We start from the raw sequence: 19,968 nt of genomic DNA, 5'->3' as shown, positions 1-19,968 counted from the left end.
CAAACATGTGGGGATTCGGCTACGGCATCTTCGCCTCCGGGTCGAACCTCGCGCATCCCTTTGGGCGCTAATCCACCCGGACGGGCATATTCGCATCCGATATGCCCCCAGCGGCTCCCACCGATGGCACCCGGCCGGGCGCCATGACCGAGCCCCCGGAAGAATGCCTGGCATGGAGATCGGGGACAGCTGTCCCCTTCCCCTGCACTTCTGGTCGCTGCTCTCGGAAGCTGCCCAGCAGATGATGCTGGAGCGCAGCGCCCGCTGGTGCGATTGGCGCGCCGGGGAAGTGCGACACGGCACCTTCCGGGCCAGGTTGAGCCTGCTGAGGACGGAGGAGGGCGGGCGCAGGACCGCGCTCTCCGGGGATGGCCGCCTCAAGCCGCTGTGGGGCATCGGCAACCGCGCACCCGACGGGGAGCGGGCTGTGAACGTCGCGCGACTGTGGGTCGAGCGGGCGCCGTGGATGGCGCCGGGCGAGAGTGCCACGGTGCGCCTGGCTCCTCTCGGCCCCGAGCAGTGGCGCCGTCTTCAGCCCGGCGACGTGATCACGATGCATGAGGGCAGGCCGGTTCTCGGCACCGCCACGGTGATCGAGATCAGGCCACCGGCCGATCCGGACCTGGCGCGGTAGTCGCGGGCGCGAGCGGCACGGACTGCGTGGCCCTGCGGACTGTCGGGCCGACCGAATGGGATCCCCCGCCCGGTGCGGACAGGCAACGAGAGGCAATCGGTCGCGGAATACAGAACTCCCGTTCACCGTACGGGAGTTCCCATGCGCGGAGATCTCCTCTCGCCACGCTCCGCATCAGGCTCCCTCTCCCGCTCCCGCGCTGCGTGGCCTTCTGGTCGGAGAGGCGTGCTCATGCTTAGCTGTGGCGCGCGGGCTGCGGCGAATCAAGCTCCTCCTCTGGATATCCCATGGATCGCCCTGTTTCCGCCGCGCGACTCCATCTACCTGAGGAAGAGGTTCTTCATGATGCCTTTGACCCGCCGTCTCACAGGATTGGCCGCGGCCGTCGCCGCGCTCACCCTGGCCCTCATCACTCCGGCCACAGCCGCGTCGGCCCCCGCCGAGCGGACAGCCACGTCCGTCGGCCCGGTGCAGCTCCCCATCGGTGGTCTGGGAAGCGGCCCGTACAACGTCGCCGTGCAGTCGGCCGTCGGTACCGCCATGGACAGTGCCGTGGCCAAGGGATTCGATCCCGCCCGGTGCACCCTGGTCAAGGGCCCCACCATCGTCAATCAGCTCCCGAACGGGTACGTGCAGGTCGCGGTCGAGTACCTCTGTGCCGGGGATCCGTACACGCCCGGTCCGACGTTCGTGCTCAACCGCTATCACAAGAGCTCCGACACCCAGAGCAACAGCTGGTACCACCCCAACGGTTACCAGCTGCAGGGGCCGCTCGGTTCGCTGTACACCTACGCGGCCCCGGACACCACACCCTTGTACCTCTGCCAGGTCAGGGGCGACCACTTCACCAGTACGGACGTCAACTGTGAGGGCCAGCAGTACGTGACCCGCCTCGGCTGGCTCTACACCACCCAGCCGGCCGGCGTGGGCACCGTTCAGCTGCTCCGCTGCCTGCGGAACGAGAACCGCCAGATCTTCGACTCCATCCAGCCCAACTGCGAGGGTCAGATCCACGGAGGCGTACTGGGATACACGCTGGCCTGAGGGCCGGCCCGACCGTACCGGCGCGACCCCGTCCGGACATGCTCGCCCGCCAGGGTGGGGCATGTCCGAACACCCCGGCCGTACTTGGGCACCGACCCCGGCGCCACCCGCCGCCTGCTGCGGGCGCTGGCCGCTTCGGGCCTGGCCACCGAACCGAAGCCCGGCGTGTTCGCCCTGACGCCCCGTGGCACTGCCGCGCACCGACCGCCCCGACTCGGTCGCCGAGTTCGTCGGCATGTTCCTGGACCCGACGATGGTGAGCGCCTGGGGCCACCTCGACGACAGCGTCCGCACGGGACGCGTCACGTTCGACGACCTGTTCGGCAGCGATTTCTTCGGCTTCCTCGCGAAGCACCCGGAGTTGTCGAGGGCGTTCAACGCCTCGATGCGCCAGGGCACCAGGGCGACCGCGGCGATCCTGACGGCGCACCCGCATCTGCGTGGCGTGCTGTTCGACAGTCCCCAGGGGTCGGCCGAATCCGGTCCGGTGCTGGACGCCGCCGGCGTCACCGGGCGCTGCGAGGTCGCCACCGGGGACTTCTTCGCCGCGGTGCCCGCCGGGACGGACGTCTATCTGCTCAAGAGCATCGTGCACGACTGGGACGACGATCGGGTGGTCACGATCCTCGGGCACATACGGGCGGTGATCCCGCCCGAGGGCCGGCTGTTGATCATCGAGCCGGTGCTGCCGGAGACCGTCGACGGGTCGCTGCCGCCGATGATGTACGTCAGCGACTTCAACATGCTGGTCAATGGGGGAGGACGCGAGCGGACCGAGGCGGAATTCCGTTCGCTGTGCGAACGCGCCGGATTCTTCTTGGCCGGGGTGACTCGATTGCCGGCACCGGCCGCGATCTCGGTGATCGAGGCGGTCCCCGCCTGATCCGTGTCCCTCGGGCCGCCTGCCCGACCGAGCCTTCGCCGGAGACGTACGACGCCGGGCACCCGACGGCCCGAGGAGAGCACCCTGGCTCCTCGGGCCTCGCACAGCGTGTCCGGGGCCTTGGCGACCGGAGCCCCGGGGACCCGGCCTCGATGACCGGACCCCGGTGACCCGGCCCGGTGCTAGGTGACGGTGATCGCTTGCACCGGGCAGACCCGGGCGGCCTCGCCCGCCAGCGGGCCGACGGTGCCGTCCTCCGTACCCGGCAGCAGTTCGCCGTAGCCGTCGTCGTCCTGGGTGAACAGGTCCGGGGCGGTCAGCGCGCACTGTCCCGCGCCGATGCACACATCCGTGTCGATACTGATCCGTGTCATGGTCGGCTCCTTTCCGAAAGAGTGCGGGTCACCAGGCCACGGGCAGTTCGAGCATGCCCTGGATCGTGTCGCCCGGCTTGAACGGGATCTCGTCGGCGGGCGCCGCGAGCCGCAGCCCCGGCAACCGTGCGAAGAGGCTGCGCAGGGCGATCTCGATCTCGGCCCGCGCGAGGTTCTGGCCGAGACACTGGTGGATACCGAAGCCGAAGGCGACGTGATGGCGCGACCGGCGGCCGAGGTCGAGTTCGTCCGGCGCGGGGTAGGCGGCGGCGTCGCGGTTGACCGTCGACGTGGACAGGACGACCCCCTCGCCGGCCCGGATCGTCACCCCGCCTATCTCGATGTCCTCGGTGGCCACCCGTGAGACCGTGTCCGCGATCGACAGGAAGCGCAGCAGTTCCTCCACCGCCGAGGGCATCAGCTCCTTCTCGCTGCGCAACCGTGCGAGCTGGTCGGGGTGTTGCAGCAGGGTGAAGGTGCCCAGCGAGATCATGTTCGCGGTCGTCTCATGGCCCGCGACGAGGAGGATCTGCGCGAGGCGGACCAGTTCGTCGCGGCTGACCGCTCCGGTGTCGAGCCGTTCGGCGATCAGCTCGTCGAGAAGTCCGTCTCCCCTGACGGACCGTTTGTGGTCGATCAGCGTCCGGAAGTACTCGTCGAGCTCGTCACGGGCGGCCTGGACATCAGTGACCACGGGCCCGCGCAGCAACGTCCGCGTCCGTGACTCGAAGAAGTCGTGGTCGGAGTACGGGACACCGAGCAGCGCACAGATCACCATCGAGGGAACCGGAAGTGCGAACGCGTTCACCAGATCGACGGGTGGCCCCTGTTCGATCATCCTGTCCAGCAGCCGGTCCACGGTCTCCTGGATCTGCGGACGAAGGGTCTCGGTCCGCTTGAGGGTGAAGCTCGGTACCAGCATCCGGCGTTGTGCGTGATGCTCCGGGTCGTCCACACCGAGCAGTTCGATGCGGCGCGTGGCCAACTTCGCCACTCGCTCGGTGGCCATGGGAAACGCGGGGTTCTGCCGGTCGGCGGACAGCCGCCGGTCGGACAGGAGCGCGCGGGCCTCGGCGTGCCCGGTGACCAGCCAGACGATCCGGCCGTCGTAGAGCGTCGCGGGCGACAGCGGCCGCTGCGCCGCACCGGGGGACGGTCGATACCCCGTCGGCGGGTGATAGGGACAGGTGCGGTCCTGCGGGAAGGTGATGGTGTCGGTCTGAGGGCCGGTGTCGGTGTCTGCCATGACGAGCCTCGCAAGAGCAGGAGGGAAGGAGTCCTACCGATCTCTCCCTACTAGATGCCTGAGTCACCTATTTGGTCTATGCACTGTTCGGCCAACTCGCATCCGCCCCGGAGTGCGGCTCGCACGGAGGCGACGAGAAGGCCGCGGCCCATGGCTTCGGGGCGGGGCCGTGCTCCTCACCCGGCAGCGCGGCCACCACCGTTCGGGGTGGTGGCCGCGCTTCCGCGAAGGGGCGGATCGGTCTCCGTACGCCGGGACGGATGGATCACCCAGCAGGGGCTACGCCGGGTCGATGCGCGAGACGGTGCCGCCGATGTCGAGCACGTACAGCTCGCCGTTGCCGCCCTGCACGAACGACACGACCTCGCCGCCGTTGACCCCGAGGTCGCTCACACCGGTCACCTCGCCGTTCTCCATCCGCAGAGCGCGGACGGTGCCGTCGCAGTAGTCGCTGAACACGTACTGACCCTTGAGGTCCGGGATCGCCTCGCCCCGATAGACGTATCCACCGGTCACCGAGCAGCCCAGTCCATTGCGGTCGTACTCGTGGACCGGCGGCACGTGGTTCGCGGGCTCCGTGCCGCCGCGGAAGGGATGACTGCCCTCCATCTGGGACCAGCCGTAGTTCTCGCCGCCCTCGCTGTTCGCCGGGGCCCAGTCGATCTCCTCCCAGGCGCTCTGGCCGACGTCACCGATCAGCAGGTCGCCCGTGCCCGCGTCGAAGGAGAAACGCCACGGGTTGCGCAGCCCGTACGCCCAGATCTCACCCTTGGCGTTCGGGTCGTCCACGAACGGGTTGTCCGACGGGATCGCGTACGGCTCGCCGCCGCTCGGGTCGATCCGCACCATCTTGCCGAGCAGCGTGTCCAGGTTCTGCCCGTTGCCGTGCGGGTCTCCGCCCGAGCCACCGTCGCCGAACGCGATGTAGAGGTACCCGTCGGGGCCGAACTTGATGTCGCCGCCGTTGTGGTTCGAGTAGGGCTGCGTCTGGGTGAGGACGGTGCGTCGGGTGTCCGGCTGGATCTTGCCGTCCCGCACGGCGAACTCGTCCACGGTGCTGGTGCCTTCGAGGTTCGTGAACGAGATGTAGAAGTGCGCGAACTCCTTGTCGAACGTGATGCCCAGCAGGCCGCGTTCGCCGTCGGTGGTGGTCTCGGCCGAGATATCGAGGACGGGATCGCCGAGCCCTTGATCACCTAAGACCCTTACGGTGCCGGCGCGTTCGGCGATCCAGACCGTGCCATCGGGGCCGGCGGCGCCTGCGGATGGATTCTTGGCCGTGGTCACTTCCTTGAGCGCGACCTTCGGTGCCTGACGTGGGGCGGCGGGCTCGTCGGCGGACGCCGTGGTGAAGGCGAGGGAAGCGACGAGGCAGACGGCGCCGATGATCGCCGAGCTTCTGGTGCGAACGTTCACCGTGATCCTCCTGGAAGTGGCGAGGGGAGGTCACCCGGCTGCTTGGGCAGAGTCGAGCGGGTGTTGCCCGCGCCAGCACGCAACCTGGGTGGGGGGATGGTGTGCTACTGGCTCCGGATGAGGATACGGGGACAGGGGTGGTTGGTGTAGACCAAGGATCCATCCATCTGTCTCCGTTCCGCTTTCCGTCGCGACCTCCGCCGTCGCGTTCCCCGGCGCGTACCGAGCGGCGGGCCGACTCGGGAGGCGGCGCACCCCGAGTTGATAGGCAAGTGAACGTTTGCCTATCATGGGGGCATGGCCGACGACCTTTTCAAAGCCTTGGCCGACTCCACCCGCCGCACCATCCTCGACGAGCTCACGGAGAAATCCGGGCAGACACTGTTCGAGATCTGCTCGCGACTGAGCATGAAGCATCAGCTCGGCCTCTCGCGCCAGGCGATCTCCCAGCATCTCGCCGTACTGGAGGCCGCCGGGCTCGTCGGGACCCGGCGGGAGGGCCGCTACAAATTCCATGACCTGAACACGGCCCCGCTGCGGCAGATCGCCGAGCGATGGCCCGTGCCCGACACATCCGGACCGGAGGAGAGCACCCCATGAAGATCCATCTGACCAGCGTCTTCGTCGACGACCAGGCCAAGGCGCTGCACTTCTACACCGAGATCCTCGGCTTCGTGAAGAAGCACGACGTCCCGCTGGGCGAGAAGGACCGGTGGCTGACCGTCGTCTCGTCCGACGAGCCCGGCGGCACCGAACTCCTCCTGGAGCCCGCCGGCCACCCGGCCGTCAAGCCCTACCGCGACGCGCTCGTCGCGGACGGCATCCCGCTCGCCCAGTTCGCCGTCGACGATGTGAAGGCGGAGTACGAGCGCCTGCGCGGCCTCGGCGTCCGTTTCACCCAGGAGCCCCTGGAGATGGGCCCCGTCATCACCGCCGTCCTCGACGACACCTGCGGCAACCTGATCCAGATCGCGACGCAGCCGCGGTAGGCGGTCGGGGGTCCGGCCGAGTGCGAGACCGGCCCGCCGCGGCGACCGGCGACGGCTCCAGCCGCTGGCCCGCGGTGCACGTACGTGACGCCGCAACGTTGTTCCGTCTGGCGCTGGAAGAGGCCCCGGCGGGATCGGTGCTGCACGCGGTCGCCGACGAGGGCGTGGCGACCCGCGACATCGCCGCGGTGATCGGCCGCCACCTGAGTCTGCCGACGGCCGTGGCACCGGCCGAGGGCTTCGGCTTCCTCGGGATGCTCCTCGCGGTCGACCAGCCGACATCCAGCGCGATCACCCGGCCCTGCTGCGGAGCTTGCCGCGCCGGGACGGGATCGCCCCTGTCGCTTCGTACGGTCCGGCCGAGGGAGGCGGTCGTTCACCGAGGGGAGGTTCGTCACCCACCGGGCCGAGCATCCCCTCTGAACGCGGCGGCCACCGCTCGTTCGGCTTCGCCGCGGTCCCGTGACACACGAGCGGCGTCCCGGAACCGTTTGGGTGCGACTCCGGTCGCCCGTTTGAAGGCGTGACTGAACGCGCTCTCGGAGGCATAGCCGAGGGAGAGCGCCAGCTCCGACACCGGTGTGTCCTTGTGGAGCAGGGTCTGTTCGGCGAGCCGCATACGCCATTGGTGGAGATAGGTGAGTGGTGGCACGCCTGCCACCGAAGTGAAGACTCCGGCGAAGACGCTGCGGGACATGGCCGCCGCCTGGGCGAGTTCGGTCACGTGCCAGGGCCGGGCGGGATCGGCATGCATCAGCCTCAGGGCCGGGGCGATGCGTTCATCGGCGAGAGCCCGGAGCCAGCCGGCGGGGTAGGACTCGCTCCCGTCGAGACAGGCGCGGAGCACGTGGGCGAAGACCAGTTGGGAGAGGTATTCGGCCACGCTGTCCGCACCAGGACGCTCGGAACTCATCTCCCGCAGCATCTGGTCGAGGAGCCAGCACAGCGCGGGCGCCTCCTCGCCCGCGCGGGACAGATGAATCACCGGGGGCAACGCCTGGAGCAACAAGTCCTCTCCCGCGGTGTTCAGTTCGAAATGCGCACCGACCGACACCACCTCGGCGATGTCCTCGTCCCCGGCATGGGCGAAGAGCTGCGGCGAGGTCCCGAGCAAGGCCAGTGCGTCCTGCGGGGGCACGGACGGGTCGGAGGCCAGAACATAGGAGAGACCTCCGCCGAAGGCCACCGCATCCCCCTGCTCCAGAAGCACGGGGTGCTCGTCGCCGTCGACCATCAGCCAGCTGACGCCGCGCAGCACGGCGTGGACCTTGAGTCTGCCGGGGGCCGGAAACCGCAGGGCCCAGCCTCCCCCGGCGGTGAGACCCCGGACGAGCACACAGCGTGCACCGGTCACGCCGAGGGTGTGGGTCAGCGGATCAGGAACGGTCGAACCCAGATACGGCGGTGCACCCATGAAAGGACTCTCGCGCAACTTATCCGGACTGACAAGCATTTACCGGGGGCGACTTTTCGTTGCATCCTAAATAAGTCACCACCGCAGTCGAAAGACGGCGAAAATATGAACAATCCCACTGGCATTCGCACGCACATCCGGCATGCACGGTTTCGAACCACACCACCCCTTGATTCACGAAACCTCACGGTCTGAATGGCGTACATGCCACCGGAAAGGGGAATGGACTCCGACAGCCGAGGATTCAGAGCGACACATCAGCTCCATCGAATTTCAACTCGACATCACAGGGAGTGAATCTCCGTCACAGAATACCGGTTCGCCTCTTATCCCCGCCGCCAGCACGGTAGTTCACGAAGGCCGGCGCCACAGGCATATGCCTTCGCGACATACCCACGACTTTACCCGGCAACAAGAGCAAGACCACCCGCCTTTACCTGATGAGCAATGCATGACGGTGGGCCGGGGGCGCATTTCGCTGGACTCACCGAACGGGTACAGCAAAACAAAGTGAACGCATGTCGTGGTTTTCGAAACGCCGTCATGGCGTTCCAGATCCCCGGCCGACAGATGCGACATCGCCAGAAGTCGGGACGGAGAAAAGGGTGATGCACATGGTGGGTTCTGTCTTTGTCATGCCCGGTACGGTGGCTCCCCCGCGCGGGGGGATCCTACGCGACTTCCACAACCGGTACGAGACCGTACGTGAATCGCTTTCCCTCATCGACAAGGCAGCCCGGGAAATGGGACTGCCCGACATCAGCGACCGGCTGATCGAGCACAACGGGACGAGCGACCGGCGCGGCCCCGAGGTGCAGTATCTGGAGATCTTCGCGGTCGCCATCGCGACGCACCGTGTGCTGATCGCCGAGGGGGCCCAGCCGGTCGCGATCGTCGGGCAGAGCATCGGGGAACTGTGGGCCCTGGCCGCCGCGGGACGCCTGGCCGTGGAGGACGCCGCGCGCCTGGCCGTGGCCCGGTCGCAGGCACTGACCCGTCAGGGCTGGGGCGGAAAGATGCTCGCGGTCGGTGTGGACGGCTGCCGGGCGGAGGCGCTCGCCGGGCTGATCGGCCATCCCGACCTGGTACTGGCCTGCGAGAACACTCCCCGGCAGAGCGTCATCAGTGGCCCCGAACCATTGATCGAGCAGGTGGAGCGGGTGGCCGACGCGCTCGGCTGGCCGAGTTTCCGCCTGGACGTCCCGCATCCGACCCATACCCCCGCGATGGCGCAGGCCGCACGGGACCTGCGGGCGGCCGCGCCACGGGTTCCCTACGGTGCCGGGCGCTGGCGGGTGTGCTCCCCCTGGCTGGGGCGGGACGTCGGCGACGACGACCCGGTCGACCTGGTCGCCGACGCACTCACCGCCCGGGTCCGCATGCTGCACACGATCCGTGACCTGCACGCGGCGGGCGCCGATGTCTTCGTGGAGTGCGGCGAGTGGCCCGTCGTCACCAAGTTCGTCGAGGCGTCGGTCCCGGGCGTGCGGTGTGTCGTCCCGCTGAGCGAGAGCGACCCGGTCGAAACCGTCCGGGCACTGGTCGCCGAGTCCACCCACAGTGGTCCGTTCCGCCCGCGCCTGCCGCTGCCGTCGAGCAACGGACACGGTCCCGCCGTGCGGATGAGTACGGCTACGTCGGCCGACCCGGTTTCGGCACCCCCCGCCACCGTCCCATCGCCCCGGGCCGACGTGCCCGCACCCGCGCCCGCCATGTCCTACGTGGCCACCGTCCCCCTTCCGGCCCCCGCTGCCCCGGCGGCCCCGGCCCCGATCGCCCCGGGCGGCACACCGACGTCTGCCGGGTTGGACTACGAGACGGTGCTGGCCGAGTTGCAGACGCTCTACGGCGATTTCCTGGGCTACCCGCCGGACCTGCTCGGTGAGGACGACGGCCTGGAGTCCGAGCTGGGTGTGGAGTCGCTCAAACAAGTCGCCCTGCTCGGGCGGGTGTCCGACCGGTTCGACCTGCCCGGTCTGCGGGCGAACTCCTCCCTGCTGACCGTCGGCACACTGCGCCGGATCGCGGAGTCCGTCGTACAGGGCCGGTCGGAGGCTGCCGCGCGATGACCTCCACCGACAACCTGCGAGGCCGGGTCGCCCTCGTGACCGGGGCCGCGAAGAGCCTCGGCGCGGACATCGTTCGCCGACTGGCGGGGAACGGCGCCCATGTGATCGTCAACTACTTCCACTCGGTCGAGCAGGCGAAGCAGCTGCGGGCGGAGCTGGAACAGGCAGGTCACAGCTGCGAGTTCATCCGCGCCTCGGTGGCCAAGACCAGCGAGATCGACCGGATGTTCGACCTGGTCCAGGAGCGGCACGGCCATCTGGACATTCTGATCAACAACGCCGCGGGCGGGGCGTTCCTGCCGTTGTTCGGCATCGATGACACCTATTGGCAGCGGGCGTGGTCGACCAATGTGATGGCGGCGTACCACTGTTCGCGCCGGGCGGCCGAGCTGATGGCGGGACGGGAGGGCGCGAGCATCCTCTGTCTGTCCAGCGTCGGGGCGCACCAGCCGGTTCCGGGGTACGGCCCCGGCGGCGTCACCAAGGCGGCCCTGGAGTCGCTGGTCCGCTATCTGGCGCTTGAGCTGGTGGACCGGGGCATCCGGGTCAACACGGTGCTGCTCGGGTCCGTCGCCAGCGAGATCGTCGTCAATCTCGACGCCCCGGACGTGGCGCTCGGTGACCCGGCCGGGACCAGCGAGCTGATGCGCCGGACCCTCTCGACGCCGGAGGCGGCCAGGTTGATCGTCCACCTCCTGCACGAGGACACCGGCTTCATCACCGGGCAGACCATCGTCGCCGACGGCGGCATCAGCATCGGGGGGATGCAGGGGATGCGGCTGCACAGCAGGCTGGCCGACCAGGTGAGTACGCCCGCCCCGCGCCAACCGCTCCCGCCTGCGGTGGTGATGACACCCGAGGAGGGAAGGCCCGCCCCTGGACTACCGGCGGCTCTCCGCCCCGCGCCCGCACCTGTACCTGCGCCTGCACCTGCCTCCGTGCCCGTACCTGCGCCTGTACGTGTGCCCGCCTCCACGCCCGTACCTGCACACACGACCGCGCACGCACCCGCACCGGCCCCGGAGCCGGAGCCGGACCGAGAGCCGGAGACGGACCCCGGAGCCGTCGCGGTCGTCGGCCTCGGCCTGACCCTGCCCGGCGCGAACAACACGGCGGAGTTCTGGGACCGGCTGCGGGAGGGCGTCCTGCTCTCCAGCGAGCCGTCAGCCTTCGACCTGAAGCACTTCTGGGCGCCCACCCGGGAGGAGACCGACGCCTTCTACGTCCGCGAGGCCGGGTACCTCCACACCTTCGTCCCCGATCCCGCCTCGATCACCGAACCGGACGGGAACGTCGGCCACCCCGGATGGCCGCGGACCACTCGCTGGCTGCGGCACTGCGCCGTCCAGGCCCTCGCAGGGGTGGCCCGGCGTCCGGAGGACCGGTGGCTCGCCGCGACCACGGGTATCCACGACCAGACGGGGCTCGGCCCCCAGGGCGTGGTGCTGGGTGACGAGTACCGGCGCATGGTGCGCGAGGCGATCCCCGCCGACCGGGACGGCGACTGGCTGGCCGAGCTGGCCGACCACGCGATCAGCGCGCACTACGGAGGAGACGGCGGGAGCCCGCAGGCCTACCTGCCCGCGTCCGTCTCCCGGGACGCACTGCGCGGGCTGATCCCCGCCGACTCGCAGCACCTGACTCTCGACTCGGCCTGTGCCAGCGGATTGTTCACCCTGGACGCGGCGGTCAAGGCGCTGCGCGAAGGGTCCTGCGACGTGGCGCTGGCCGGCGGCACCGCGGTGGTCGAACCGATCGGGTTCACACTCTTCTGCCGGGCCCAGGGCATCTCGATGAGCGGCAGGGTGCGTCCCTTCGACCGGGCGGCCGACGGGACCCTCATCGGTGAGGGCGCCGTCATGCTCGCCCTGAAGTCGTATGCGCGGGCCGTGGCCGACGGCGACCGGGTGCTCGGTGTCATCCGGGGCACCGGTCTCGCCGCCGACGGCCGGGGAAAGGGGATCCACGCCCCGGCCACCCGCGGGCAGCAGCTGGCGATCGCCCGGGCCTGGGCCGACGCGGGCGTCGAGGCCGACGACGTGGACTGGATCGTGGCACACGGCACCGGCACGCCGGTGGGGGATGAGATCGAACTGCGCTCGCTGCTCTCCCGGCTGGGGCCGCGGAAGCGGGCGTGCCTGCTGACGTCGAACAAGCAGGTCTTCGGGCACACCGGTGTGCTGGCGGGCCTGGTCTCGGTCGCGCACGCGCTGGTCGCTCTCGAACGCGGGGCGGTCCCCGGTCAGCCCGTGGTCACCGATCCGCACGCGCTGCTGGGTGACGGCACGCGGCTCACCGTCCCGGTCAAGGACGCGCCCTGGCCGACGGACGACGCACGACCGCGCGTGGTGGGGGTGTCGTCGTTCGGCCTCGGCGGAGCGGACGCGCACGTGGTCCTCTCCGACCGTGTGCCGCGGGCCGCCCCCGTGGAGAGGCGGGGCGGTGAGCGGCCCGCCGACACGGAGGACCTGGTCGTCGTGGGCTGGAACACCCACCTGCCCGGCCTGGACGCCGCCCAGGTGCCTGCCTGGCTGCGCGGTGACGGCCCGCTCCCGGAGGGCGGTTTCGGTACGCCGTACCCCCTGCCGTCCCCACGTGACGTACGCATCCCGCCGCTGACGATGCGGCACATGGACGCCGCCCACCTGATGATGCTCCAGGTCCTCGGCCCGCTGCTGGACCGGCTCGGCGAGCCGGGCACCCACCTGCGGCCCACCACGGCGGTGCTGGTGGGGTCGACGCTGCCGACCACGCACAACACCCGGGCCGCACTGCGGGTGCACGCCCGCGAGTGCGCCACCACGTTCGACATCCTGCCGGACCCGGCGCAGGCACAGACGCTGAAGAACTATCTCGCGAAGGGAATGGAGGAGGCCAAGGGGGTGATCCCCGGCGACCTGAACGAGGACGACTTCACCGGTGCGGTCTCCTGCATCCTGTCGGGCCGGGCCGCCAACTACTACGACTTCCAGGCCATGGGCACCAGCGTCTACTCCCACAGGGACTCCGCGCACACCGCGGTCGACCTGGCCCTGCGTCAGCTCAGGCACCGGGCCTGCGACCTCGCGCTCGTCGGTGCGGTCTGCCTGCGACCGATCAGCGGATGGGACCGCCACCTCACCGGTCTGGTGCCGGAGGGCCGGTCGATCGCGGAAGGTGCCGCCGTCCTGGCGGTCACTCGGCTCTCCACCGCCCTGGAGCACAACCTGCCCGTCCTGGGCACGCTCTCCACCGCGGCCGGTGAGGCCGGCCCCGGGCCATCGGCAACGCCCGCGCACTCCCTTCGCGCGGTGGCCGACGCCGGACACACCTATCTGTCGCTGGACGCCCTGCTCACGGTCCTTGAGGCCGTCGTCACCGGAACGGACACCGTAGTGACGCCCGCGGCCGCCGGATCACCGCCGATCCGGTTCACCCGGCCCCCGGCCGACCCGGAACACCACAGCCCGGCCGGGGAGGAGTCGGCAGAGGATGCGCACACCGGGCGGGAACACACCGCGCCCGACCCGGCCACCTCGCCGGAACACACCGCTCCCGCCCGGACCACCGCGCCGGAACACCCCGCGACCGTCCGGACCGGTCCGCAACCCACCGCGCCCGAGCTGACCGCCCCGCCGGAACACACCGCGCCCGACCGGGCCGGGCCGGAGCACACCGAGGACTTCCTCGGCCGTCGCCAGACCTTCCGTCTCGTGCCGACTCCCCCGCCGACGGCAGACCCTGACACGCCGTCGATCCCGCCGGGCACCGTCGTCATCACCGACGCCCCGGACATCGCCGCGGCGGTCACCGGCCCGGACATCGCCGTCTGGTCACCGCGGCCGGGCGTCGAAGCCGCCGCCCATGTCCCGCCCGAGGCGGCGCCCGACGCCCTGACCGGTCTGCCGTTCGTCCCGCGCCACATCCGGGTCCTGTCCCGGCTGCCCGTCCTCCACGACGGGGACGACCACGGGTGCGACGAGGCCGAGGCCACCCGGATGGAAGATCTTCAGGACCTCACGTTCACCACCCTCCGGGCGGCACTGCCCGCCCTGCGCACCGGCGGTTCCGTCAGCGCGCTCCTGCTCGGGGCGGTACCGGACGACCTCCCGCCCCCGCTGAGCGCCCTGTTCACCGGCCTCGTCCGCTCCGTCCGGGCCGAGGTCCCGCAGTGCGGCGGGGTGACCCTGCTCAGCGACACGGCGGACACCACTACCGCTCTGGAGCAGTTGGCGAGGGCGGGCACCGCCCAGGTGCCGACGCGCACACTGGCCTGGCGCGGCGGCAGTTGGCTCACCCTCGCCGTCGCCGACGACCCGGCGCCGACGGCCCCGGCGGAACATCTCCCGCTGCCGTCCGGCGCGGTCGTGGTCGCCTTCGGCGGCGCACGGGGCATCACACCCGAACTGCTCCACGCGGTCGCCCGTGCCGGCGGCCGTCCGCACATGTATGTCATCGGCCGCACCCCGCTGCCGGACACCGACGACGCGCTGCCGCCGCAGGCCGAGTTCATCACCGCCGAACGCCGCAGACGCCCCGGGGCATCGGTGGGCGAACTGCGCGCGGCGTACGAGAAGGCCCAGGCGCGCCTGGAGGTACACCGCACGGTGCGGCGGCTGGCGGAGCTGTGCGGAGCGGACCGTGTCCACCACCGGGTGTGCGACGTCCTGGACGCCGAGCGCACCACCGCCGTACTCGGCGAGATCCTCGACCGGCACGGCCGGATCGACCTGCTCGTCAACACGGTCCTCGACCTGCGTTCGCGTGCGCTGCACGCCAAGACCCTGACCGATTTCCGGGCGGTACGGGCCACCAAGGCGACCGGTTACCGCAACCTCAAACGGGCCCTGGCCGGGCGTCCGCCCCGGATCTGGTGCAATTTCAGCACCCTGGCGACGCTCGCTCCCGCGCCCGGTGACATCGACTACTGCGCCGTCAACGAGTACCTGGCGTACGCGAGCGCGTGGGCACAGCGGCACGGACCGGACGGCCATCACGAGACGGCGATTCTCTGGAGCGGCTGGCGGGAGGTCGGCGTCGCCAGCAGCGTCACCATGCGGGAGACCCTCAAACGCAACCGGATGGACGCCTACATCAGCACCGCGCAGGGATGCGCGCAGTTCCTCTCCGCCGTGACCCGGCCACCGGCCAACGGGGTGGCGTTCTTCATCCGGGAGGAGGAACGCGTCCTGCTGGCCCGGCGCGGGATCAGCACCTGGGGTTCCTCCGGCGAGCTGCGGATCCCCGCCCCGGACGCGCCACCGCCCGCCCCGCCGGATCCGGAGCTGACCACGCCGCTGCTCGACGGTGTCCTGCACCGCGGCAAGGACTGGGCCGTCTTCACCAAGACCTGGGATCCGCGCACGCTGGCCGAACAGGACGGGCGGTGGATGCGCCACCACCGGGTCAACGGTGAGTACACGCTGCCCGGCACGTTCGCCCTGGAGGCCGCGGCCGGCGCGGCCGCGACGCTCTGCCCCGGCCTCCAGGTCACCGGGTTCCGCGGTCTCGTCTGCCGGACGTCGGTCACGGTCAGGCTCGCCGGGCCGCCGCGCACCGTCGCGGTGGAGGCCCGGGTCACGAGCCGCGAGCGCGACCGGGCCGAGGTGGCCGTCAGGATGACGGCGCACCGGATCGGCAGGAACGGCAAGGTGCTGCGCTTCAACGACCTGTTGTGCGAGACGACGGTCGTACTGGCGGATCGCTTCCCCGACCTCGCCGGACCTCCCGACTGCTCGTCCCACGAACCCGAACCCGGTTTCGCGATGCCGGTCTACTCCCCCGATCCGCCGATCTCGCTCACCGGTCCGTTCGCCGGTACCAGCGATTACGCCCGCGGGCCGGACGGGAACAGCGCCCGATTCCGTCTGGACCACGCCGCCTGGGCTCCGGTCCTGGCCGGGACGACCGTACCGGCGATCCTGCTGGACGCGATGGTGCATCTGTTGCTGCTGCCGCCGCGCGGTGACCACCCGCCTCCGGTCGGCCCGATGGCCGGTCTCGACGAGGTCGACCTCAGGGGGCCGGGCAACGACTGCCGGCTCAGCGCGGAGAACCCGACCATCCGGCTGCACTGCGACTTCGCCACCGGGGCCCTGACCGCCGTGACCGGTCACGGCCGGGTGCTGGCCCGGATCACCGGGGTCAGCGCCCATGCCCTGGACCACACCGGAGAACTGGTCCGGCCCCGCGCCCGCGTTCCGCAGTCGCCCCTTTCGTGACAGCCCGAGGAGACAGCAGTGTTGTGGCAGAACATCGCGATCGCCGGTACCGGCGCATGGGTACCACCCGTCAGAGCCGGGCACGAACCGTGGGACCGGGCGGCCACCGAGCAGCCCTCGCTGGCGGCGCTCAACGGATTCACCTCGGCCGCCGTCTCGACGGACAGCACGGCGACGCAGATGGCGGCACGGGCCGGCCTCAAGGCGCTGCGCCACGCGGGCGTCGCCGGCGCCGACCTGAGTCTGCTCGTGCACGCCAACTTCCAGGACGGGGACCACTACACGCCCGCGCCGTACCTGCTGCGGGTGCTCGGGGGGCCGGACACCAACGGGATCGAGCTCGGCGCCGCCAGTGACGGCGGGGCCGCGGCGCTCGTCGTCGCGGCCGAGCACCTCACCGCCAGGCCGCACGCGAAAGCCGCGCTGGTCACGGCCGCCGGGCGGTTCCCGGAGGAGCGATGGGGCCATTCCCAGGAGATGAATTACGTGCCCGGTGACGCCGGCGCCGCCGCCGTCCTCACCCGGGGAACGGGCTTCGCCCGCCTGGTGGCGACCGCCCACGCCACGGAGCCGCAACTGGAAATGCTGACCCGGGCCAGGAAGGGGCCCGTCGGGGCCGACCGGTCGTTCCTCATCGAGGAGACCGGGTTCATGCCCCACATCGACGCGCTGCAGCGGTCCACCCGCCGCTGCATCGAGACCGTCCTGGAGGAGACCGGTGTGAGGCCGGCGGACATCTCGCATGTGGTGTCCATCGCGATCGGGTCGGTCGTGCTCGACCTGGTGCTCGCCGGCTCACCGCTCGACGTCCGGTCCGGCGAGACCGCCTGGACCTTCGGCCGGCACCTCGGCCACGCCGGGCCGTGCGACGTACTCCTCGCCCTCGACCGGATGTTCCGCTCCGGCACCCTGCGCGCCGGGGAACGCATCCTCGTCGTGAGTTTCGGGGTCGGCTTCCGCTGGACCTCCGCGTTGCTTGAGGTCACCCACGATCACGCCGCCGCGGTGCCGGCCGGCCGATCCACCAAGGAATGAGGCTGTCCATGACCGACACGACCGCGGCGACCGCCGCGTCGGTTCCGCTCGCCCCGCGGGCCTTGCCGCTGCTGGGCCACGCGCTGCCGCTGCTCCGCGATCCGCTGGCGTTCATCATGTCCCTTTCCGAATACCGCACGATGGTCCGCGTCCGGCTCGGACCGAGTACCGCCGTGATGGTCTGCGATCCGGCCCTGACCCGGCAGGTGTTCCTGAACGACCGGGTCTTCGACAAGGGCGGCCCGATCTACGACCGGATCAGTGAGGTCATCGGCGACGGCCTGTCCACCTGCTCGTACACCCTGCACCGGCGGCAGCGACGGCTGTGCCAGCCGTCGTTCCACCCCACCCGGCTCGCCGGTTACGGGGTGGTGTTCGCCCGTGCCGCCCAGCTGAAGGCGGGCTCCTGGCACGACGGTGATGTCCTCGATGTCACCCAGGAAATGATGACGCTGACGACGCGAGCCACCATGGAGACGATGTTCAGCGGCTCGTTGTCGGAGGAGACCATGCGGCGGTCCCTGGCCGACACCGCCACCATCGTGAGCGCGTTCTTCCGCCGGATGATGACACCGCCCCTGCTGCGGTGGCTGCCGACTCAGCGGAAGCGGCGGTACGACCACGCCCGTAACCGGCTGTCGGCCACCATCGCGGAGATCATCGCCGAACGGCGGGCCGATCCGACCGACCATGCCGACCTGCTCTCCGCACTGGTCGGGGCGGTCGACGAGGAGAGCGAGGACGGCAAGAAGCAGCTCAACGACACCGAACTGGCCGACGAAGCCCTCACGTTCTTCCTCGGCGGGATGGAGACGACGGCGATCACCCTGGCCTGGGCGCTGAACCTGCTCGCCACGCACCCGGACATCCAGCGCCGCCTCCAGGCCGAGACCGACAGTGTCCTGGCCGGTGGGCAGCTCGATCCCGCGCACCTGCCCTCGCTCGGCCTGGCCGCCCGCGTGGTGACCGAGGCGCTGCGGCTGTATCCGCCCGCCTGGATGATGACCCGCACCCTCAGGGAGGACGCCGAACTCGGCGGCGTACGGCTCAAGGGCGGCAGCATCCTGGTGCTCAGCCCGTACCTCCTGCACCGCCGGCCCGATCTCTACACCGAGCCCGACCGGTTCGACCCGGACCGCTGGCTCGGCGCTCAGCCCGACCGGGCCACCTACATCCCGTTCGGCGCCGGCCCCCGTAAGTGCATCGGGGACCAGTTCGCCCTCAATGAAGCCATCCTGGCCCTCACCGCCATCGTCGCGCGCTGGGAGGTGTCCCCCGTCGACGACGAGCCGTTCCGGCCCAAGGTGGAGACCAGCCTGAGTTCGCGCGGGCTGGGCCTGCGGCTCAGTGAGCGGCGGACGGGCGGCGCCGACGGCACCGGCCTCCGCGACACGGCCGTGCCGCGGCCCGCGTCCGCCCAGCCGTCCGCGGAGCCGGGCGGCGCGTGCCCGGTGAAGCACGGGGAGCGATGACGCCATGAAGCCTCACCTGAAGCCGATGGTGAAACACCTTCTCAGCTCGCGGCAGGCCGATCTGCTCGCCGCGGCACCGGCCGACACCCTGCACGCTCCCTCACGCCCTTACCCGAACGGGTGGTTCTGCCTGGCCTTCACCGACGAGGTGCGGCCCGGCTCCGTGACCACCCGTCCGCTGGCGGGCGCGGAGGTCGTCCTGTACCGGACGGCCAACGGCACGCTGCGGGCCGTCCGGCCCCGGTGCCCGCATCTGGGAGCCCATCTCGGGGTCGGCGGATGGGTCCAGGGTGAAGACATCGTCTGCCCCTTCCACCAGTTCGCGTTCGGCCCGGACGGCACCTGCGTACGCACGGGCTACGGCAAACCACCGCCGAAGGCGTCCCTGTCGCCGTACCCGGTGTGCGAGGCCAACGGCTCGGTCTATGTGTGGTGGCACGCTCTGGGCCTGCCCCCGCAGTGGGACGTCCCGCTCTTCCCCATGGACGACCGGCAACCGTTCAGCCATGACACGTTCGATCTCGCCGGTCATCCGCAGGACGTCATCGAGAACGCGTTCGACTGGGGTCATCTGCCGACGTTGCACGGTCTGAAGGGTCTCGACATCGAGGGCGCACCGGTGGCCGGACAACAGGTCAGCACCGTCACCGCGACCGCCCGCGGCACCATGATGCGCGGCTTCCGCCAGTCCTACACGCTCACGGTGATCGGACTGGCCACCATCGCGGCGCGGACGGTCCTGCCCCGGGGCGCGGGCAGCCTGTACGTGATGCTCCACGCGACCCCGACCGGTCCGGGACGTATCCAGCTCCGGTTCGGTACGAAGCTGGAGCTGAGCGGCGTGCCCTGCCTGCCCGACAGGATGGGGCGCGCGGCGGTGATGCCCGTCGCCAGGCTGCTCAGCGCCGTCCTCCAGCGGGTGGCGAGCGTCGACACCGGCGCGGACCTGCTGATGTGGCATCACCAGGAGCATGTCGAGCATCCGAAGCTCGCCAAGGGGGACGGTCCGATCGGCCGATACCGGCAGTGGGCGCAGCAGTTCTACACGGAACCCACGGGCGGCCTCGCACCACCGCGGCCCTCCCGTACCGAGGCGATCCGCTCCGAGGAGTGATCGCCGACGGCGGCGGTCCGGGGGCGCGCAGGCCGCTCCCGGGGCCGCCGCCGTCGGCGATCACCGTGTTTCGACGTG

At 70.6% G+C, this 19,968-nt stretch carries 14 protein-coding genes; 10 read left to right on the top strand and 4 right to left on the bottom strand.

Going from position 1 to position 19,968, the window contains the following annotated elements; translation table 11 throughout:
* Nucleotides 1-172: 172 nt before the first annotated feature.
* The 3 genes from A6A29_RS18740 to A6A29_RS18730 all read left to right on the top strand — a co-directional run bounded on the left by A6A29_RS18740 (nt 173) and on the right by A6A29_RS18730 (nt 2,561).
* Nucleotides 173-634 (top strand): hypothetical protein, encoded by a 462-nt coding sequence (locus A6A29_RS18740; protein WP_073721245.1) that lies wholly within the window; start codon nt 173-175, stop codon nt 632-634.
* Between the two features lie 342 nt (nt 635-976).
* Nucleotides 977-1,678, top strand: coding sequence for a hypothetical protein (locus A6A29_RS18735; protein ID WP_241838541.1), 702 nt, complete (start codon nt 977-979; stop codon nt 1,676-1,678).
* A 184-nt stretch (nt 1,679-1,862) separates the two neighbouring features.
* A complete protein-coding gene (locus A6A29_RS18730) occupies nt 1,863-2,561 on the top strand; it encodes a methyltransferase (protein WP_073721244.1) in 699 nt (232 codons plus the stop codon).
* Nucleotides 2,562-2,743: 182 nt separating this feature from the next.
* Here A6A29_RS18730 and A6A29_RS18725 read toward each other — a convergent pair whose 3' ends face one another.
* The 3 genes from A6A29_RS18725 to A6A29_RS18715 form a co-directional block, all read right to left on the bottom strand.
* A complete protein-coding gene (locus A6A29_RS18725) occupies nt 2,744-2,935 on the bottom strand; it encodes a ferredoxin (protein WP_073721243.1) in 192 nt (63 codons plus the stop codon).
* Nucleotides 2,936-2,963: 28 nt separating this feature from the next.
* The gene (locus tag A6A29_RS18720; RefSeq protein WP_073721242.1) at nt 2,964-4,181 is read right to left on the bottom strand and encodes a cytochrome P450; all 1,218 of its coding nucleotides are present in this window, start codon (nt 4,179-4,181) and stop codon (nt 2,964-2,966) included.
* 279 nt (nt 4,182-4,460) lie between these two features.
* Nucleotides 4,461-5,597 carry a PQQ-dependent sugar dehydrogenase gene (locus tag A6A29_RS18715; protein ID WP_073721241.1) on the bottom strand — a complete coding sequence of 379 codons (1,137 nt, stop codon included), beginning with the start codon at nt 5,595-5,597 and terminating at the stop codon, nt 4,461-4,463.
* A gap of 297 nt (nt 5,598-5,894) precedes the next feature.
* Between A6A29_RS18715 and A6A29_RS18710 the strand changes: the two genes are divergently transcribed.
* Together A6A29_RS18710 and A6A29_RS18705 are read left to right on the top strand one after the other, a co-directional pair.
* Nucleotides 5,895-6,197: an ArsR/SmtB family transcription factor gene (locus A6A29_RS18710; protein ID WP_073721240.1), complete on the top strand. Its 303-nt coding sequence runs from the start codon at nt 5,895-5,897 to the stop codon at nt 6,195-6,197.
* Nucleotides 6,194-6,586: a VOC family protein gene (locus tag A6A29_RS18705; RefSeq protein WP_073721239.1), complete on the top strand. Its 393-nt coding sequence runs from the start codon at nt 6,194-6,196 to the stop codon at nt 6,584-6,586. Before A6A29_RS18710 ends, A6A29_RS18705 begins: the two co-directional genes overlap by 4 nt.
* Nucleotides 6,587-6,980: 394 nt before the next feature.
* On the opposite strand, the gene A6A29_RS18695 is transcribed toward A6A29_RS18705, so the two are convergent.
* A complete protein-coding gene (locus A6A29_RS18695; protein WP_079182854.1) occupies nt 6,981-8,000 on the bottom strand; it encodes an AraC family transcriptional regulator in 1,020 nt (339 codons plus the stop codon).
* Nucleotides 8,001-8,614: 614 nt separating this feature from the next.
* Here A6A29_RS18695 and A6A29_RS18690 point away from each other — a divergent pair.
* From A6A29_RS18690 to A6A29_RS18670, 5 genes are read left to right on the top strand one after another with little or no spacing between them, the layout of a single operon-like run.
* Nucleotides 8,615-10,069 (top strand): acyltransferase domain-containing protein, encoded by a 1,455-nt coding sequence (locus tag A6A29_RS18690; RefSeq protein WP_206745369.1) that lies wholly within the window; start codon nt 8,615-8,617, stop codon nt 10,067-10,069.
* Nucleotides 10,066-16,269: an SDR family oxidoreductase gene (locus A6A29_RS18685; RefSeq protein WP_073721236.1), complete on the top strand. Its 6,204-nt coding sequence runs from the start codon at nt 10,066-10,068 to the stop codon at nt 16,267-16,269. The genes A6A29_RS18690 and A6A29_RS18685 overlap by 4 nt, the downstream gene beginning before the upstream one ends.
* 18 nt (nt 16,270-16,287) lie before the next feature.
* Nucleotides 16,288-17,304: a 3-oxoacyl-[acyl-carrier-protein] synthase III C-terminal domain-containing protein gene (locus A6A29_RS18680; protein ID WP_143197008.1), complete on the top strand. Its 1,017-nt coding sequence runs from the start codon at nt 16,288-16,290 to the stop codon at nt 17,302-17,304.
* Nucleotides 17,305-17,312: 8 nt separating this feature from the next.
* Nucleotides 17,313-18,776 (top strand): cytochrome P450, encoded by a 1,464-nt coding sequence (locus tag A6A29_RS18675; protein ID WP_073721234.1) that lies wholly within the window; start codon nt 17,313-17,315, stop codon nt 18,774-18,776.
* A gap of 4 nt (nt 18,777-18,780) precedes the next feature.
* Nucleotides 18,781-19,890 carry a Rieske 2Fe-2S domain-containing protein gene (locus A6A29_RS18670; RefSeq protein ID WP_079182852.1) on the top strand — a complete coding sequence of 370 codons (1,110 nt, stop codon included), beginning with the start codon at nt 18,781-18,783 and terminating at the stop codon, nt 19,888-19,890.
* Nucleotides 19,891-19,968 lie beyond the last annotated feature (78 nt).

It is taken from the genome of Streptomyces sp. TSRI0281, from assembly GCF_001905125.1.
In the GTDB taxonomy this organism is placed as follows: Bacteria; Actinomycetota; Actinomycetes; order Streptomycetales; family Streptomycetaceae; genus Streptomyces.
The sequence above is the reverse complement of the archived record's forward strand: the minus strand, read 5'-3'. Positions and strand labels throughout refer to the sequence as shown.

Excerpts from the sequence above, each read along its gene's own strand:
- A6A29_RS18710 (WP_073721240.1), top strand. The coding sequence starts at position 5,895 with ATGGCCGACGACCTTTTCAAAGCCTTGGCCGACTCCACCCGCCGCACC.
- A6A29_RS18735 (WP_241838541.1), top strand. The coding sequence starts at position 977 with ATGATGCCTTTGACCCGCCGTCTCACAGGATTGGCCGCGGCCGTCGCC.
- A6A29_RS18740 (WP_073721245.1), top strand. The coding sequence starts at position 173 with ATGGAGATCGGGGACAGCTGTCCCCTTCCCCTGCACTTCTGGTCGCTG.
- A6A29_RS18720 (WP_073721242.1), bottom strand. The coding sequence starts at position 4,181 with ATGGCAGACACCGACACCGGCCCTCAGACCGACACCATCACCTTCCCG.
- A6A29_RS18690 (WP_206745369.1), top strand. The coding sequence starts at position 8,615 with ATGGTGGGTTCTGTCTTTGTCATGCCCGGTACGGTGGCTCCCCCGCGC.
- A6A29_RS18685 (WP_073721236.1), top strand. The coding sequence starts at position 10,066 with ATGACCTCCACCGACAACCTGCGAGGCCGGGTCGCCCTCGTGACCGGG.
- A6A29_RS18695 (WP_079182854.1), bottom strand. The coding sequence starts at position 8,000 with ATGGGTGCACCGCCGTATCTGGGTTCGACCGTTCCTGATCCGCTGACC.
- A6A29_RS18670 (WP_079182852.1), top strand. The coding sequence starts at position 18,781 with ATGAAGCCTCACCTGAAGCCGATGGTGAAACACCTTCTCAGCTCGCGG.
- A6A29_RS18725 (WP_073721243.1), bottom strand. The coding sequence starts at position 2,935 with ATGACACGGATCAGTATCGACACGGATGTGTGCATCGGCGCGGGACAG.
- A6A29_RS18675 (WP_073721234.1), top strand. The coding sequence starts at position 17,313 with ATGACCGACACGACCGCGGCGACCGCCGCGTCGGTTCCGCTCGCCCCG.
- A6A29_RS18705 (WP_073721239.1), top strand. The coding sequence starts at position 6,194 with ATGAAGATCCATCTGACCAGCGTCTTCGTCGACGACCAGGCCAAGGCG.